Source organism: Niallia sp. FSL W8-1348 (assembly GCF_038006745.1).
In the GTDB taxonomy this organism is placed as follows: Bacteria; Bacillota; Bacilli; order Bacillales; family Cytobacillaceae; genus Niallia; species Niallia alba.
Genome location: NZ_JBBOVV010000004.1, coordinates 165,847 through 183,662, shown reverse-complemented (window position 1 = coordinate 183,662; position 17,816 = coordinate 165,847). Strand labels below are relative to the sequence as shown.

Below are 17,816 nucleotides of genomic sequence, written 5' to 3'. Positions count from 1 at the left end.
TACTATCTCCTCCAATTAATATAAAAATTATATAAGAACTTATGTTCGATTACAATGTTATTTTCTTACTGGAATGTGTGATTTATACTATCGAATTTCAAATAATTGATATGATGAAATGAGAAAATGGAAGAAGAAGGTGAAATAAAAATACCTGTTATTGGAGAATTTAATTGAAGATGAATAGAGAATGTTAGAGGATTATCTATCTGTGATTTTAGATCCTAACGGATTGAAATTTTTGTAGTAAGGGTATATTATAATATATAAGAATTAAACTAAAAAAACCAAGGAGCTACAACTCCTTGGACAACTACTTACGAGTGGTATGCTAAATAGTTATTTAGAAGACCCACCCTTTTGCTTCCTACGGCGCGGGGCGGGTTTTCGTTTGTTCTTCTTTTTGCTTGCAAAGCGATTTGCATAGCCTGCAGCAAGAGTAGTAAAAAAGATTTTTGCTACATCTTTGAGTAAGTCCAATACGAAATCCATTTGTATGTCACCTCCTTTCCCTCTTAGACAGGAAAAGAGTGCATACCACCCGCACCTATGTAGTTGTATCACCATTATATCACACCATTTTTTCATTAGGACAAACAAAAACCCCTTACATTGTGTAAAGGGTGTTAAATGATAAATTTTTGAAAGCTAGCACTTCTCATAAAACCTTTAGAAGTTAAACATTGATATTTAATTTCGCCCTTTAGAAGAGGGTCTAAATATACAAAGTTCTTATCTTCTCCGATAATTAATTGTTTTGAAATTTTATAAAAGGCTTCCCTTTCCTTTTTGGGGACAAATTCCACAATTCCTCTTGATTGGTTCCCTTCTTTTATCAACCATCCAAAAGAGTTTTTTTTATATCCATAAATATTTCCTATTAAGAATTGGTAATTTTTGATTTTTTGGAAAGCGAAGGTTCGACTATCTAATATATATTTAGATGAGAGTTTTTTACTTACTATCCCTTCTAATCCTAGCTCCTTCACTTTATTAAATAAGGTTAGTCCATCGTTAAATGAGGTAGCTGCTGAAATTAGATGGTCATTATCAATAATCGAACTTAAGATATCTAATCTCTTTTCTAGGGGATCATGTATTGTAGATACTCCATTAAGGAAAAGAATATCAAATGCAACGAAGTGTACGGGGATAGCTTTCGCTAGAGAAACAATTTTATCTCTTTGAGACGCTTGAAATCGTGCCATTAGGCATTCGAAATTTGGTTTGGGTATTTCACCATTCTTATCAAGAACAATCACTTCTCCGTCCAATATACATGTTTGGACAGGCAAGTTTAAATTAAGTAATTCAATGTACTTTAATGTAACATCATTTCCATGTCTGGTGTAGATAGTGATTTTCCCATGATCGTAATGGAATAAAGCTCTATGTCCGTCAAATTTCAACTGATGTATATAATTTGAATCAGTTGATATAACCTCAGATGGTTGTAATAACATTGGTTTTAAAGGAGTGTTTAACACAGATTTTTCACCTCTTCTAATATCATAACAGAGACAGATTGGTCGATAAATAGAACGTTATTGTTAAAAGAGGAATAATGTGGTGACATAACCAAGGATAAGCCCTTCAGTTTATTAGAAGGACTTAAGTGTGGTGATTCATGCTTTAAGACTAATATATAACCATCCCGTCTATTTTATGCATTTGAAGTATGTATGATTGTATTAATTTTGATTACAGTTTTATCGTGGCGAAGAACATTGACTAAACATTGGTAATAATTTATAATTCAGTTATAAGCGGTGTAGTCATTGTTTTGTTCATAAAAAGGGAGAGGGCAGTTATGAATACGATACTTACATTCCTTAACGGTTTTGTTCAATACCGAAGGGGGAAACAGACAGGTTTAGCTGGATTATTAGGACTTATTATTTTTGTTTTGGCAGTTTACAGATGGGATATTACTTATCCAATTTTAGAATCGCTAAAAATTATTGATTTCTTTGATAATTTGGGTTTGATATATGAGGGCGAACCAGGAACGACGTTGTACGCAATAATGTTATTCTTATCAAGAGCAGCAATAGTAATAATGTTTTTCTTAGCAGTAGCTTTAATTCTAAGTTTATTTTTAATGATTATTGGATCTTCTAAGTTAGGCCAAAATTTATTAGCATACGTTGTATTAGTTATTATGACACCATTGGCAGTCTTGTGGATTATAGGATATGAGATTCTTCACTTATTGGGTTTCCGAACAAAAAAGGAAAAGGCAGAGGAGTCATATGAAAACTGGCATCAAGAGACTTTTGGAGAACATTCTGATAGATATAAGGAAGAGCAATTAAAGTATGAAGAGTCTCGTCTTTCCCCTTCTGATTTATTAAAAAAATACTGCACTACTTATTATATAGAGGATACAATTAGTCAGTTAAATAGATTGCCCATGTTTGGTGATACAGTTTTCATGCTAGGAGAAACCTATGATGGATCACTCTATATCTTAATGCCTGACCCTTTATTGAAATATAATAGAAAGATGGATATCGAATATAGGAGGAACTATTCTACTCCTATTAAAGCAGTACCATTTACTGTGAAAAATGTTGTGTTAGAAAAAAAAGATGATTCTAATATCATGAAATATAGACCAGAAAAAATGGTCATTTCTTTGAAGAAAAATCCCGAGTATAATGTAAATAGTGAATTAATTAAATATGAATTTTTAGTGGATATAGACTTTTTGGATATCAAGTCTTTTTATATGCCGGATCTTGATTTAAAAGACATTAAGCATTACATTAGCTCTTTCGGCAAAAGAAATGATTATCGAAGTTATTTAGAAGATAAGGTAGAAAAGTATTTTTCTCAAAAACAACATCTTTTAAATTTTTTATATAGAGACATATCAAGCGAAAAATTTCAAGAAGTTACTAATGACCTTAAAGAATTAAATGCAACAAATGAAGATATAGTTAAAATGATAAATGATTCTCCCAAAATACTAGGAGTGAATAATGAATAAAGAAACTTTAATAGAATTGTTAATTCCTCATAAAGAACATTTAACAACGGTAGGCAAGTGGGAAGAATATGCTTCAAAGCACAACCTACCATCCTATTACTCATTAAGAAAGTTCTTTAATGATTGGAACGAAATTAGAATCGCTTTAGGAACAGAGATAAAGGGAAAATATGATCGAAATAGCCTTATTCAAATCGGAAAGGAACATAAAGAGCACGCTAAAACAATAAGAATGTGGAAAGATTACTCTGCTAATCAAACACTAGATCTTCCGTCTCCTGGTCAGATTTTAACAGTATTTAAAGATTGGTCATCGTTTAAAAATGCCATTGGAGTAGAGAATGAAAGAACTCCGAAGTATACAAAGCAAAAAATAAAAGAAATTCTTGAAGAACATAATGAATTTTTTATTTCACGTTCTCAATGGGATATATATGCTTCTGAGAATAAATTACCAACTTATAAAACAATTAGAAATCATTATACGTACGATGAAATATTGGATATAGTAGGAAAGAAAAAAGTTTTTAATTTATCAAAAGAAGAACTAATAATACTTACATTAAAACCAGAGTATTTATACAAATTTCTCAATTCTACTAAAACAAAGTGGGATGAATTTGCAAGGGAAAATAATTTACCTTCTTCATATAAGTATATAAAAACTTTCGATACATGGTTAAAAGCAAAAGAAGAAATTGATAAAGCCTATCTAACAATGTCAAAAGGTACGGAATAATTACTTTACCGTACCTTCTATTTGTTTAACTATTTCCCAAGCGGAAGTTACAATAGAATATGTGGAATGGTGATGCTCCTCTGAGTGAGCGTACTCCGAGGGAGAAATACGAATTTCTATCCTTTTAGAAAGACCGTCTGAGTATTTTAATTCTAATAATACTCTATTAGAATTAGGACCAATCCCTTCTTTCGCTTCTTTGATTTTTAATCCCTCAATACTGCCGTTTCTTGAAATTCTGTTTATTATTTCCTTTACCACTAATTCTTTGTCCTCTTCTTTTGATTGGAATAAATCCTGTGAAAGAACTTCAATATCAAATGCAGAAGTAAAATAATCAATATTATCTTGTAATAACCCAGTCATAAAGTAGTTGATGACGTTTCTCTGAGGAGAAACGTCACTATGTTCATTTGGTTCATAAAAACCTAAGTCTAACTCCATGTCACCTTTTGCATTTTTTTCTGCCCACTCCATTGTCTTTTTTTGATATTCTTTATTAAATGATACTTCCTTAGCCACATTGTTTTGCATATCTTTTAAATCAACTGGAGTAAGTTTTTGACTGGAAGAAACATTGATATATATCGCAATACAGATTGTGATTATTGAGATACTGATAATCCAAATATAATGTTTTTTCATCATTTTTCTTCTTCCATAGCTGCACTTGCCAGCTCTTCTCTTAGTATTTTCCATTGGTTAGCAGTATTTGCTTGTTCCTTTTTAATTTCTATATATTCTTGTCTTAATGTGTCCTTATCCATGGTATTAGATTCATCTGTACTACTATTATTGGCACTTTCAATTGCTGTAAGTAATAATTGATGCGAACGATTGACTAAGACAATAAGATTTTGGTGTGCCTCAAAAAGTTCTGGATTAACATCTAGTGCCTCCACGTTGGAAACTAGTTCATTTGATTTTTTTATTGTTTCTTTCATTATTGTTGCAAATTGACTATTACTTACCTCATGGGTGTATAGTCCATCTAAAGAATTGTTAAAATTTGTTAAAATACTAGTCATTTCTGTTATAAATGTTTGTAACGATTCATCGTATTCAATGAGGTAGTCTATATTATCTTCTGTCACTTTTATATTAGCTTTAGAACTTGAAGAGCATCCACTTAAAATTATTACTAACGACAAAATTAGAAAAGAAAAACGTAGTTTACTAGTACCTTTCATATACTCACCCCTATAACTTAAAATTTGATGTATAAAGCGGGATTTTTAGCATTTGCTTTATTTGCAGTCCATGCTGGTGAATGGATTTCAAAATGCAAATGAGGTCCGGTGACGTTCCCAGTACTACCCATATATCCTAAAAACTGCCCTTGTTTTACTTTTGTACCGGCAGAAACAGCTCTATTTTGCATATGTGCATATACAGTTTCATATTTCTTACCACCTATTGTATGTTGAATGTAAACAACATTCCCATATGAACTACTTAGATAGGATCTATGAACGACACCATCTGCAGCAGCATATATTTTCACGTTTGATCTACCACCTAATCCAATATCTATACCATAGTGAGTAGCACCCCATCTTGCACCAAATCCAGAAGTAACTTTTCCTGTGGTAGGTCTAATAAAACTTCCTGGATTTAGTTCTGGTGAATCAGATCCACCGCTATAACTAGCGCTTGTTTTGAATTTTTCTGACCTAGCTAGTACATCGTTAACATACCAATCTGCATGGTTATATTGATAAATTGATTTTCTCTTATCTGTAGAGTAGCCGTTCTTTGAAAGATAATTTGCTGCGGTGAAAATAGCATCTTCTAAAGTAAATGGATCTGCCTTTCCATCATTATTACCATCTACTCCGTATCCTCCACCTGCTTTAATAACATTCAAATCTGTATAATTTGTAGTATTTGAAACTCTTCCCCCTCCAATATTGTATTTCCATCCTGCCCAAGTTGCAGGAAGAAATTGCATGTGACCAACAGCTCCTGCATAAGAAAGCATTGGTTTTATTGTACTGAAGGCTGTCTCCTTACTATGAATAGCGGCTAGTGTATACCAATGTACCCCATACTTTTTTTCTGCAGCAAGGTATATAGGCATGTATTGCGGAGGTACCCCAGCTCCAGGAATTATGTCACCATCATAACTGATATCATCAAACCCATATACGCCACCATTCCCTTTCAACCAATCTATATAATTTATATCTCCTTCAAGGAAGCTATAATTTGCTTCTATAAGCATCTTATCGTCCAAGCCCAGTCCCATTGAGTTTAATATTGCATCAAAATTCGCATAATCTTGTTTTACTTGTTTACTAGATTCAAAATATTGCTGTCTAGTTTTAGTTGTAGTTTTTACTTCTACAATTCTTTCAACTTTAACTGTCTTAGTTTTTAAAAGGTACACTTTAACATAACCTGAAGTGTTAATCTTATTTTTTTTCTGTCTGGTTTCTTCTGCTAGTAGTGATTTCCACGTTTTGCTGTTTGAATTATAAAATGGAAAGTAAGGATCTGACCTATCTACAAGATACATAGGGACTTCTAACGCTTTCCAATAGTCAACTTTTTTATTTTCTTTTATGGTTTTGTGGGTAATGACTGTATTTGATTTCCACGCTGTGACTTTGGGTTTATAGGTGAATATAGTTGAACCATTCCAATATTCTACAGAATTTAATTTGGTTACCATGTTTTTTGTATGTTGAACTTTCCCAACATTACATTCTTTACCTTCCTCACAAACAGTCACTTGCTTTTCTTTCCATTCATCATATTGACCATACTCAAATTCAGGAGCGAGTTTAGTAGCCATGTTTCTAATAATTTTTTTCGTTTGGGAAAGACTGTAATCTTTTTGCTCAAAAAAATCTAACATTATAGTTGAGGATATTAACCCTTCTGGTACACGATAAGGTCTTTCTAAATCACTATCCATATTCACAGTAGATTCGGATTGTTCCTTAATATACGCTTGAATTTTTGCATCATCACCACTTAAATTATCATCTGAAGTCCAAAAAAAGGATAATGCAACAGAGATGATAACAGTTACAATTATTATTCCTAAAGTTATTAAGATACCAGGAATACCTACTGTACCAATTAACCAAGCAAAAATCTGTTTTAGTACTTTTAATATTACTTTGGCTGCAACTTTTATGGCTTTTTTTGCAACCGCAGCAGCTTTTTGTTTAAATTTTTTACTGAAGGGTTTAGATAGTAATCTACCTAATCCCTTCATTCCATTTACTAATTTTTCATTTAAGGTTTCTTGAGTATTTTTGTTATCACTCATCACTTATCACCTTAAAGAACTAGTAAATGCCTTATTTCTATGCATTTCTAATTGCTTTCTTGCAAAATTACGTTTATTTGGTACAGCATATGCCATTAAATCTTCGGGTTTAAGTGAAGTTGTAAAGTCACTATCACTAAAAGAAGGAATTAATTTTTTATTTCGTACTTCACAATTAGCAGTTATTGTTTTATCATTTTGAACTCTTGCATCCCCTGGACCGTAAGGAGAAATACGATAAGTCGTTCCATTTCTAGTACCAGTCATATAACTTCTATTATGATCAATGACCATTTTGATGTTTTCCATTTCGTTTAAAGCATCTTTCATGTAATACTGTCCACTATCGACTAATTGATTGTAGCTTTGAACCTCTTGTACTACTCTTGGAGTCTTACTAGTGTTTCTATTGGTAAATAACTGGTTTGGATTTACATTAATTTTAGGTGCTGGTACTTTACCACCTCCACTGTCTAAAGAGTAGGAAGAACTTGCGGATAATAATTGACCGTCCCTAACAGTTAAATCTTGATAAACCACTTGGTTATTTTTCAGTCCAGAGTGACCTGAAGCCATACGCGAAACTACATGAGTTTGACCAGTTTTATCCCTAACTTGGACAACTGTATTCTTATTATCAGTTACCATTTGAATAGCCCCTTGTGCAATTTCAGTTTGGCCATTATCTAAAGTAACTGTTTGAGCCATATGTGCAACATCAGAAATTTCTTTTATTTGTTTATTAACTGCATTATTATATGGATTAAAACCTTTTAGACCAAAAGCCTTTGAGTTGCTCATACTTGGAGCGGCATATTTAGCCATCACTTGATAACCCCCAACTCCTGCAACCATACCACCAGCATAAGCAACAGCGTTTCGGAATTTCGCTTGCTTTTCTACCAAATTACTTGGAGTATATGTTTTAAAATCATTGGTAAAAGCCTTACTACCATCAATTAAGCTTTCCTTAGCTGCCGTCATTTTATCAGTTAAGCTTGTTAAATTTGGCTGTTTAGCAATATATGAAGTCGCCATTGCATTACCAAATGATTTAGTAGCATGACCAATTTTGGTATCTCCAACAAATTGACTTACCTCTTTAAGACCAGAGGCACCAACAACACCTTGTACTAATCCATTTCCTAGTCCAGCTGTAATACGTCCAGCTGAATTCTGAATAATTCTTTGTCCTAATGGAATGTTAGAAGGCATCGACTTTTGAACAGACGAAGTAATCTCTTGGGCTTTGCCACTTGAATCAAAGTTTTGATACGCTTGTGCGCGTGGTAGATTACTATTATTCGCAAAGGTCTCTCTAGCTTCATTTATTTTCATACTTGCTATTTGATTATTAACATAAGGAACATTCACTTCCTTACCAGAGTACATGGAAGTCCCTTTAACAGATGCAATTGAATCTTTTACATTATTAATAGAACTAATTGATTTTAACCCTTTATCAACTAACGATGGTGATGAAATACCTGTTTGAAGTTGTTGAGTAATAGCATTCATACCAGCTGTATTGTTAGAACTAATTCCCATTTCTTTTGCGATAGCTGAAGTTACTTTACTAATTTGAGAAGGAGTTCCATGAAGAACAGCATTGCTATTATCTCGGATAATATTACTAATACTTTGTTGTTTTTGTTGAACCTCAGAATTCCATGCTTTTTCTTTTTGTTGATTATGACTCGTTATCATTTCAGAAGTTGCATTGGCAGGAAGTGGATTAGACTTATCATAATTTTTCATGAAATTTTGTTTGTTGTTCTTTGCCCAACTAGATGCTAATACTTCAGTAGTATTGCTTACTTTTGAACTAGCACCTTGTACTGACGACAATCCAGTTTGTACTTGTGATGAAATAGCATTCATTTTACTACTATCAGAAGTACTAATTCCTAGTTCTTGTGCAATTGACTTTGTAACATTTTCTAGTGGAACATTTTTACCACTCATTATTGCGTTACTTTGGCTAGTTAAAATATTTCCAAGTTTTTGTTGCTTTTGTTGTACCTGGTTATCCCAAGCATTCTGTTTTTGTTGAGCATGGTTTGCTTTTACTTCAGATGTTGCATTATCTGGAAGTGGATTAGATTTATCATAATTTTTCATAAAGCTAGCTTTATTATCTTTAGCCCAACTGGATGTTAATGATTGAGTAGCGGTAGAAATCGGATTAGGTGAATACACATTATGAAGTTGATCACTTATTTGATCCATTTTTTCTGAGTTTTCGTTTACACCTATAATAGAACCGATATCTTTTGCCAATTGATTAGTAAATAGCTGATTTTTTTCTTGGCCATTTCTTAATTTCAAATTCCCATTGCCAAGAACATTAGCTATACTTTTCTGTTTATTATCAATTTCATTTTTCCATGCTTCTGCTTTAGCATTTGAGTGTGCAGATTTTTGTTCTGCAGTCGCATTTAAAGGTAAAGGATTTTTCTCATCATAATTTTTCATAAAGTTATCTTTGTTATCTTTAGCCCAATCTTTGGCAAGGTTTGTACTTGTTTTAGCAATAGCCTTTTGGGATATACCACCAGCCATTCTTTCGGCCATTCTTTTTTCAAAGTCCTCTTTATTTATATAACTATGATTTAGGGAAGCACCATTTCCGATATCATTAGCAACATCACTCGCTAAATTTTGTATCGAGCTTTCTTTTTCCTTTAATTGAGATTGCCATGCATTTTCACGAGCATTTTGATGGCGTGATATCTCCTCTTTACTTGCATTTTCGGGAAGAGGATTTTTCTGATCATATTCCTTCATAAATGGTTCTTTATTTTTCTCTGCCCATTTATTAGTTAGATTACTAGTTGCGTTTTTAACTAAAGAAGAAGCATTAGCATTTTTCCCTTCTTTGCTTTTCATACCCGCAACCATTCCTCTTGCTTCATTTAAAAATCCTGCTTTTTTTGAAGCTTTTTCATTATCCCAAGCTTTATTCACAGCTTCTTCATGGGCATCCGGGAAACGTTCTTTAAAGTCTTTTCTGAACCCTTCTTCATTTTCATTTGCCCATGCTGTAGCTTTTTCATCAGCAATAGTATTAGCTAGTTGTTCATCCGCTGCTTTATCAGCATTATTAATATCTTTAAAACCTTTAAGTCCACTTTTTAAAAGAGCTGAACCTCTGTTTGCTAATAATTGAGCACTTGCTCCACCAACTCTTCCTGCAAGTCCACCAGCAACACCGCCGGCATGAAAACCAATTGTTGAACCAGTTAGCACACCCATTGGTCCAAGAGCAGAACCAGCAAGGGCACCAGTAGCCCCAAATACAGCTTTACCACTTCTAGACAAAATGTTTCCTGGCTTTAACATTTTTTCAGCATTAGCAGTAGTCCCAGTATCTGTTCCTGTATTTCCTGCAAGAGTTTTTTTGATGTCACCTACTGTATCATTATCTTCTGATGATACATTGTCAGAGTCTTTTCCGTTACCTTTACCTTTGTTTTTAGCATTAAGGTATCCCCTTTTAATAGCATCTGTAACGGATGTACCTTCTAATGCCCCTTTAGCTGCTCCATACATACCAACTAAAGCGGACCCACCCATCATAGCAGCTGCTTTTGAGAAGCCATCATTCATTTTTCCTCCAAGACCTATTAAAGCTCTTAAAGATTCAGTTACTGGAATAAAGATAATCATTAGAATAACTGCTTCAATCGGATTTGCTGCACCAACCATAACAGCCATTATGAAATAAACGGCTGCATGAATAGATTGAACAAATATAGTGCCTACTAATTCTTTAAACCATGCCACTGTAATGGACTTTGTTTGAGGAATTAAGAAAAATACCAGCATCAAAGGACCGGTAATTAACAACAACATAAGTGTAAATTTCCGCATTGAATAATAGAAATAAGCCCATATACAAAGACCGACTTTTACAATCGTAATTGCTAAAACACCTAACACTCCACCTGGATATTTAGACATTTCTATAGCATTTTTTAAATTTAACAAGTCTACATCAGATCCAAATAATCCGACAATTGCCTGGTTAGTAAGAAACAAAATGGCATAAATTGAGTATAAGTTTGCGAATAGTACTGAAACTAATAATAATTCTTTAAAATACTCAATTACATAGGTTCTATTAGATGGATTGATACTGGTCGATGAAATTTTCATTGCTGCCATAATAATACTAATTAATAAAGCGGTAACTGCTAAGGCTGTGAAAATATTCATTCCTGGAGTGTAAACCTTAGTAATTTCATTTTCTGTAAAAGTTAAGAAAGCTAAATTTTCATCCCCTCCAAAAATCAAATTCTTTAATGTTGGGAGACTTTTAAAAGGCGATGCTATCCAATCACCCATAGCAGAAAAAAGTGAGGATATAAGTTCCTGGATTTTATTCAAAGCAAGATAACGCCTCCTTCCTAATAAAAACTACTAGCTTTTTGTTTTTGTCTTTGCATTGTTTCTTCATAAACCGCTTCATTGGATTCAATAAAGAATAATTCTTCTTTACTAGGATTCGTTCGTAACCATACAGATGATTTTCCGACTCGGAGAATTCCTTCTCCTTTATCCGGATTACCGAATAGAATGTTAATTTCTCCTTCAGATAAATCAAAATTTTCTCTTATAGCTTTTAAATCCAATTTGCTTTGTTTTAAAAACATAAAAGAGTAAGTGTTTTGTAGGATCCCCCTAGCTTTCTTATTTTCAACAAAACGAACAAAATCTTGACTTGCAAGTCTTAAACCAGCGTTCCGCTTACGAGAACGTCTTGCCATTTTCTCAAGAAAGTTAACAGTTTGCTCTGAATCTATTAAAGTCCAAGCTTCATCGGCATAAACAAATTTCTTTTTCTTTGCGTTATCCAAACTCTTAACAAAGTGTTCCCATGTATAGTTAAGGAGTACATGATAAGCAATAGGTCTTAAAAAGCCTTCTTCCATTTGACTAATATTGAAATTTACGAGTCTAGCATTTTCTAATGATTGAGTGACTCCCTTTCCTAAAAAAGTTTGTCCATCAAAAATAGGTTTACTACCAGTTCTTAAGAATGGTTTGATGGCAGCTATTAAGCGAAACGCCCTTGGTTCTTCGCCGTATTTTGTTATTAAGTATTCATTAACATCACTTATTGTTGGTTCTGGTTTTCTAACCCTCGATTGAACAAGATGATTATCGATAGTTCTTACATTGTTTTCAAATAAGGATTCAGGGTGTGAATTTATGTTTAATTTGTTATGAATAACATGCTGAAGTGCTTCTTCCAAATAGTTTCTTTCAAAGACATCTAAACCTTCAGCTTCTTGGTTTTTACCTCTACATATAATGTCAAAGAAATCGATTGCCTCATTGATTTTTTCTCGAATAGGTACAAATCGAATATAGATTTTCCCATCCTTTTCTATAATTTCCTTTTCGTCGCTTTCTTCTATTAAACTAAGTTCTTCATCTCCATCTTCAAAGGGAATATCAGAATAGTTTAATGCAAGAGGGTTGATACAGATATCTTCTTCTTCGTTAATATTTAAATTAATTCCACCTAAACGTTTTGTAATTTTAACAAATTCACCTTCAGGATCTATTAATCTAGCATATACATCTGCTCCGGTAAGTTCTCTTGCAATTAAGAGTTTAAGAGTAACGGACTTTCCGCTACCAGAAAATCCAGAAATAAACATATTATAATTATCAGGTCGAAAATCTTCATTTCCGAAACTATTTATAAATTCAAGTTGATCAGTAATTTTATTTATCCCAATAGGAACTCCACCCATGTACTTTCCACTTCCAGAAATAAAAGGCGAGAAAGTAGATAAAGCACGTCTATCTATATTTCTAAGAGAATCATGTATTTGGTTTTTTCCAAAGGGCAAGATACTTTTGAACCCCTTTTGGATCCTGCCCCATGTACTAGTTAATCCAAAGAAAGAACTACTTAATTCATCCTCTAAAGACTCACTAAAATAGTTTAATTGCTTCTCATTTTCTGCATATAACATGGCCAAAGTTCCAACATTAAACATATCATTTTCACCAAACTGTATTTCAGACATCAATAAGTCTGTATCTCTTATCTTTGCTGTTAAATCATTAATTTGGTCAATATTCCCTCTTTTCGTTTGAAAGGAGAGGTTAGATTCCAACATTGTAATTTGTCGCTGAAGAGTACGGATTGCATCTGATTTACCAACTTTATGAATATCAAGAAATACATCTACCTCTCCACTTGATAGTAAGGAATTGAGCCAATTGGTTTGCATTTTCCGTGGATATCCATCTCGAGGTATGTACATTGGTCTAAAATATGTTTTTGTACCTAATGATGTCTTTATAACCCCATAATCTTCCGACTCAATTTTTAAGCCTTCCGGAGAAATAATTTCCCACATTGTTGGTTTTGTATCAATTTGATAATCTATATCTTTTACTTCATTGCTTTTTTTATTTTTATTCCCTTTTGCTTTCTTACTAGTATTTTTTTTAGCTAGCTTCTTTTTCTCTTGCTCTCTCTCTTTCGTTTTCATTATCTTCATATTCCTGAATCGTCTCCTTTACTAAGTCAATATGAGAGTCTGTTTGATCTGCAGTTACATATAATGCATCCTTTTCTTGATTAACCAAATCTTTAAATCGGTTTTTTACAGCTTTACGACGATTAAATGTATAGTAAAGTAATTCATAAATACCTTCTGTTGGTAAAAGAGAGACATGTATATCGGCTTTTCGCAATTGATTTCTTGCTGAATTAACCCTTCTCATTAATTCAGCAAAAGCTTTATCTACAATTTTTTCTTCTAACTCTTCTTCAGAATCCGCGCTAATAGAGTTAACATTTATTTTATGAGTGAAAATCATATAAATTTTAGTTTCAAATCTTGGTGCAGATTTTTGCCATTCAACAATATCTGCAATCATCGCTTTTCCAAATGAAAGGGCAGCTTCATTTAAATCCTTGGATTCTTCCATTACTTTATTCATTGCTTCAATAGGCTCCGAAACATCAACGAATCTATTTTGGAGATAAACACTTACAGGATAATTAAGTGTTGCTGTCCAACTCTCAAAAGTCACATCAATTGCCTCTTGTTCAAATTGGCTTTTAAGAAAATAGTTAACAGGGTCTACTTCAGCGATTATAGAAAAAGAATAATCAGTATAATGAATAAGGTGATTAGATATATCTTTTACATCTGAGAATAACTCTTCGAATATTCTTGGATCTTCTTCGGCCTGAAGAGGATTATTCTTCCCTTTTTCATTATTTTTCTTATTTAACTTTATTGGTGTTGCTTTTTTTCCTCTACCTGGGATAATCGGTTCCTTCAGCATGATTTTCATGAAAACATATGCACCAACTGCAAAGAGCAGCATAATCAAAAGAGTTCCCACTTTAACTATTCACCATCCATTTCTTTGGATACGTTCCTTTTCTCCATATGCCATTTTGTTTTTTCATGTTCATTTTTATTAAAAAGTACTGATCGAAGTTTAAATGAAGATTTTTCTTTTTAAAAAAGCCAAAAACAATTACGAAAATTGCTGTTGGAATAACACTAAATACACATGCTATCAATGCCACAATAACACCGGCACTTGAGAATATTTTGTATACCATTGGGATATATGCATAAACTATTGACCCTGCTGCTCCTAGATAAATCAATTGTCTAATTGAGATGAATCCCAAAATAGTTTTTTGTTCAGATGCCATATCTATTGGAACCTCAGCTCTTCGACTCATTTAATAATTTCCCTCCTAGAAATGAACCCCTCAATGTAAAGTACGATAGAGGGGTTTCAAATCAATATTTAAGCTCCAAATCCTGCAAAATAACCAGCTATTACTTTTGCTTGTACAATAACAAAGACTCCGATACCCGCCATTGCAAGACCAATAAAACCTTGTGTTCTATTTTGTGGATTCCCTTGTGAGCCTGATAACTTCATTCCAGCAAAGATAATACAAGCTAGTGCCCATATTGCACCGATTCCTGTGATAAGATATACAACGTTATTTAACTGGGTATATATCTTACTGTCTTTTACATTCCCTTGACTGGTGATTCCAGCTTTTTTCCATGCTGCTAATGCAGACTCTGGAACAAATAAGTAAAGATAGGTTAGTATCAGTGCCCCTAGGTAAAAAGGAATATCATTTAACCCTTTTACTCTTTTGATTGCCCCTGTCTTCATTCTTAAAATCCCTCCTTTTAAATCAAGGAAAAACCAATAAAAAAAGTCCCCGAAAAGACTATGGAAGATTGTACTTATGTACAATGCCATAGAATTCTCGGGGACTTCCCGTTGTTTTTTCACTTGTAACCTTATCATAATAAAAACAAGAAATATGGTCAAGGTATTTTAGCCAAAAAATATACTGATACGAAACCCAACTTTAATTTAAAACATCAGAAAGTAAAACTATTAGAAGAAATACTAGATAATGCTGCTCTTGATATATTTATTAATATGATTTTAGAATTTTAATTTCTCGTGATTAATTCTTAGGAAAATTAAATCATTCAACCAAAATATTACACTACTAGAGATGATCATATAATAAAAATTTTGGTCTAAGTAAAATTTGGGATTTAGATCGGTAGCAAGCGGATAGAAAATCAAATTAACTATAAAACCTAATATAAAAAATAATACAAAATTTTTAATATAGGAATTATTTAGGGACTTTCTAAAGAAAAATTGAATGGGCGCTCCTAATACTAGATAGATTAAACTAAAAATTGTAAAAAATAACAAGAATGAAGCTAAATCAAAAGAGTCGAAAATAGAAAATGGAACCGTGTTAATAAAGTAAAACAAAAAAAGAGCAAGAAAAAAAGCTGAAGAAACAGAACAAATTAATAGTCTGATAAAAAAGTTGTTTATTAATTTCATGATAAACATAGTACCTCCTCCTAATTCCAATATTAGTAAGTTATACCTATATATAGTATAGATGTATATTGTTACAATTAATTATAGCATTACTACTATACATATATAGGTTTGTAATGAAAATTTAAAAAATAAAAGGAGGAAAAAATGTATAAAAAAAAGATTATTTTTACTTCAATTATAGCCTTAGGATTTGCTATGTCTCCCTTAATTGTTAGCGCTGACAATGATGTAACTGTTAAAACAAATGATAATAAGGTGATCTTAGAGTTAAGCCCTAAAAAGAACGAATACTATAAAATATACAAAGACGACCAGTTAGAATATAGTGGTACAAACAATAAATATACAGACTATATTGATCAATCACAAAAATATAAAATAGGAGTCTATTCAAATGGTAAACTAAACGAGGTACTCTCTGTTAAAGCGGCTGATAATAAACATAATATTTTTGAACCAACATCTATGAATACCGCAGAAAAAGAGGAATATATTGATAGCATAGTTCAAAATACAAGATTAGAAACTATCGTCACCTCTAATTCAGTAACTATACAATGGCCTAAACTTCCAGATGAAGATAATGTTTATGAAATATTCAAAAATAATGTAAAAATCGCTGAGACAACAGATCTACATTATGTTGATACTAATGTAGAGAGTGGCAAAGAATACAATTACATGCTAAAAATTAATAATGTTGTTTCTGAAGAAACTGCAGATTTAATAAAAAATGAAGCAATAAAAGAAAAAATAGTATTAACTGATGAAATGTTTGAATATGATGGCTCAATATCTACCCTAGTAGCAATACCATCCGTAGAGGAAGAGTCATTGACTGAAGATCCAATTATGGATCCTATCTTTGAAAAGGCAAAGGGTAGCGGCACTATTGGTACAAAAGCAATTCCTAAATCAAATGAGTTTTCATTTGATTACAGGACTTATATACCATTCAAGTCAGTTAAAAATCCAAATGTTTTAACTAATGATGACTATCCTTACTTAAAAGGAGATAATAGATCAAATCCTACTGCTTATTCTGACAAATACAGAACAGAAGCTAGAGTATATGCAATGTTAAGTCAACCAGCAGCAGTAACCTTATGGAAAAGTGTTTCAAAATCACATTATTGTACTGCTTCAAGCTGTTCATCACCAAAATCTCTTGGAACTGCATCGGATAGTGGAATTAAATTACTTAAACATAGAGTTAAAACTAATGACTTAATGTGGGCTGTGAATCATGCAGTGGGTGTTCCAAAAATTTCTGCTCCTAAAATTGATTATAATTATGTTGCTCAACTTTCTAATAAATCATTTATTGCTTATGGAAAACATGATAGAGCACCAAGTCATGAATTTTATATGAATTACCCAACTGGTAGCAAGAAAATTTATTCCCATCAAGTTACTAGTTCACTCGAATTTTTATTGCTTTTTGGTGTCGTACAAGGATCATGGAGTTTTGATATGTAATAATAAAACCATAAACTGTGCTCACTAGAAGGTGTATTGAAGCAAAGTTTTTACATCAAATAAAGTAAAAAAATGCGAGTATTAAAATTTTCTTCTCATAGCATGGGGTAGCGTCAGGAAAATGCGGTTTTGCAAAGCTAAACCTATTTTCCTGACGATTACCCCTTCTTTATCCTTATGATGATATATGGTTTATTTTCCCCTAGGGTATTGACTTATTCCCCAAAGAGGGGTAGCGTCAGGAAAATGCGGATTTACAACGTTAAGGAAATTTCAATATCAAAAAGCCTAATTTCTCAATTAACTGTGAAGAAACTAGGCTTTTTTCATTTCTCAATTAAAGCGCCTGATTGTAGAATATAATTTTCTTGTTGAACAGTATTTTTGTACTGTGCAGTAAAGAAATTCTATGTATAATTAAAGGACCTTTCTTTACT

At 32.5% G+C, this 17,816-nt stretch carries 13 protein-coding genes; 3 read left to right on the top strand and 10 right to left on the bottom strand.

The window, feature by feature from the left end:
- Positions 1-339 precede the first annotated feature (339 nt).
- Together NST60_RS25825 and NST60_RS25820 are read right to left on the bottom strand one after the other, a co-directional pair.
- Positions 340-492, bottom strand: a complete 153-nt coding sequence (locus tag NST60_RS25825) for a hypothetical protein (protein WP_162837595.1) — start codon at positions 490-492, stop codon at positions 340-342.
- A 134-nt stretch (positions 493-626) separates the two neighbouring features.
- Positions 627-1,487 carry an ATP-dependent DNA ligase gene (locus NST60_RS25820; RefSeq protein WP_152112357.1) on the bottom strand — a complete coding sequence of 287 codons (861 nt, stop codon included), beginning with the start codon at positions 1,485-1,487 and terminating at the stop codon, positions 627-629.
- Positions 1,488-1,810: 323 nt separating this feature from the next.
- Here NST60_RS25820 and NST60_RS25815 point away from each other — a divergent pair, with 323 nt between their 5' ends.
- Together NST60_RS25815 and NST60_RS25810 are read left to right on the top strand one after the other, a co-directional pair.
- Positions 1,811-2,992, top strand: coding sequence for a hypothetical protein (locus NST60_RS25815; RefSeq protein ID WP_152112358.1), 1,182 nt, complete (start codon positions 1,811-1,813; stop codon positions 2,990-2,992).
- Positions 2,985-3,731 (top strand): hypothetical protein, encoded by a 747-nt coding sequence (locus NST60_RS25810; protein WP_152112359.1) that lies wholly within the window; start codon positions 2,985-2,987, stop codon positions 3,729-3,731. Before NST60_RS25815 ends, NST60_RS25810 begins: the two co-directional genes overlap by 8 nt.
- Here the strand turns inward: NST60_RS25810 and NST60_RS25805 are convergent, their stop codons facing one another.
- The 8 genes from NST60_RS25805 to NST60_RS25770 all read right to left on the bottom strand — a co-directional run bounded on the left by NST60_RS25805 (position 3,732) and on the right by NST60_RS25770 (position 15,195).
- The gene (locus tag NST60_RS25805; RefSeq protein WP_152112360.1) at positions 3,732-4,379 is read right to left on the bottom strand and encodes a hypothetical protein; all 648 of its coding nucleotides are present in this window, start codon (positions 4,377-4,379) and stop codon (positions 3,732-3,734) included. It lies immediately after the preceding gene.
- Entirely contained in the window at positions 4,376-4,921 is a 546-nt protein-coding gene (locus NST60_RS25800; protein WP_152112361.1) for a hypothetical protein, read from the bottom strand. Before NST60_RS25800 ends, NST60_RS25805 begins: the two co-directional genes overlap by 4 nt.
- A gap of 17 nt (positions 4,922-4,938) precedes the next feature.
- Positions 4,939-7,011, bottom strand: a complete 2,073-nt coding sequence (locus tag NST60_RS25795; RefSeq protein WP_226793379.1) for a peptidoglycan DD-metalloendopeptidase family protein — start codon at positions 7,009-7,011, stop codon at positions 4,939-4,941.
- Between the two features lie 6 nt (positions 7,012-7,017).
- A complete protein-coding gene (locus NST60_RS25790) occupies positions 7,018-11,400 on the bottom strand; it encodes a hypothetical protein (protein WP_053215801.1) in 4,383 nt (1,460 codons plus the stop codon).
- A 20-nt stretch (positions 11,401-11,420) separates the two neighbouring features.
- Positions 11,421-13,535, bottom strand: a complete 2,115-nt coding sequence (locus NST60_RS25785) for a VirB4 family type IV secretion system protein (RefSeq protein ID WP_047944562.1) — start codon at positions 13,533-13,535, stop codon at positions 11,421-11,423.
- Positions 13,483-14,391 carry a hypothetical protein gene (locus tag NST60_RS25780; protein ID WP_016204244.1) on the bottom strand — a complete coding sequence of 303 codons (909 nt, stop codon included), beginning with the start codon at positions 14,389-14,391 and terminating at the stop codon, positions 13,483-13,485. Before NST60_RS25780 ends, NST60_RS25785 begins: the two co-directional genes overlap by 53 nt.
- A 1-nt stretch (position 14,392) precedes the next feature.
- Complete coding sequence (locus tag NST60_RS25775; RefSeq protein ID WP_016204245.1) at positions 14,393-14,743, bottom strand: PrgI family mobile element protein; 351 nt, start codon at positions 14,741-14,743, stop codon at positions 14,393-14,395.
- Between the two features lie 68 nt (positions 14,744-14,811).
- Positions 14,812-15,195 (bottom strand): pilin, encoded by a 384-nt coding sequence (locus tag NST60_RS25770; RefSeq protein ID WP_016204246.1) that lies wholly within the window; start codon positions 15,193-15,195, stop codon positions 14,812-14,814.
- An 849-nt stretch (positions 15,196-16,044) separates the two neighbouring features.
- Between NST60_RS25770 and NST60_RS25765 the strand changes: the two genes are divergently transcribed.
- Positions 16,045-17,379 carry a hypothetical protein gene (locus tag NST60_RS25765; protein ID WP_016204248.1) on the top strand — a complete coding sequence of 445 codons (1,335 nt, stop codon included), beginning with the start codon at positions 16,045-16,047 and terminating at the stop codon, positions 17,377-17,379.
- The last annotated feature ends 437 nt before the right edge of the window (positions 17,380-17,816 follow it).

Coding starts and splice junctions, on each gene's coding strand:
- NST60_RS25825 (WP_162837595.1), bottom strand. CDS start 492: ATGGATTTCGTATTGGACTTACTCAAAGATGTAGCAAAAATCTTTTTT.
- NST60_RS25815 (WP_152112358.1), top strand. CDS start 1,811: ATGAATACGATACTTACATTCCTTAACGGTTTTGTTCAATACCGAAGG.
- NST60_RS25810 (WP_152112359.1), top strand. CDS start 2,985: ATGAATAAAGAAACTTTAATAGAATTGTTAATTCCTCATAAAGAACAT.
- NST60_RS25805 (WP_152112360.1), bottom strand. CDS start 4,379: ATGATGAAAAAACATTATATTTGGATTATCAGTATCTCAATAATCACA.
- NST60_RS25800 (WP_152112361.1), bottom strand. CDS start 4,921: ATGAAAGGTACTAGTAAACTACGTTTTTCTTTTCTAATTTTGTCGTTA.
- NST60_RS25795 (WP_226793379.1), bottom strand. CDS start 7,011: ATGAGTGATAACAAAAATACTCAAGAAACCTTAAATGAAAAATTAGTA.
- NST60_RS25785 (WP_047944562.1), bottom strand. CDS start 13,535: ATGAAGATAATGAAAACGAAAGAGAGAGAGCAAGAGAAAAAGAAGCTA.
- NST60_RS25775 (WP_016204245.1), bottom strand. CDS start 14,743: ATGAGTCGAAGAGCTGAGGTTCCAATAGATATGGCATCTGAACAAAAA.
- NST60_RS25770 (WP_016204246.1), bottom strand. CDS start 15,195: ATGAAGACAGGGGCAATCAAAAGAGTAAAAGGGTTAAATGATATTCCT.
- NST60_RS25765 (WP_016204248.1), top strand. CDS start 16,045: ATGTATAAAAAAAAGATTATTTTTACTTCAATTATAGCCTTAGGATTT.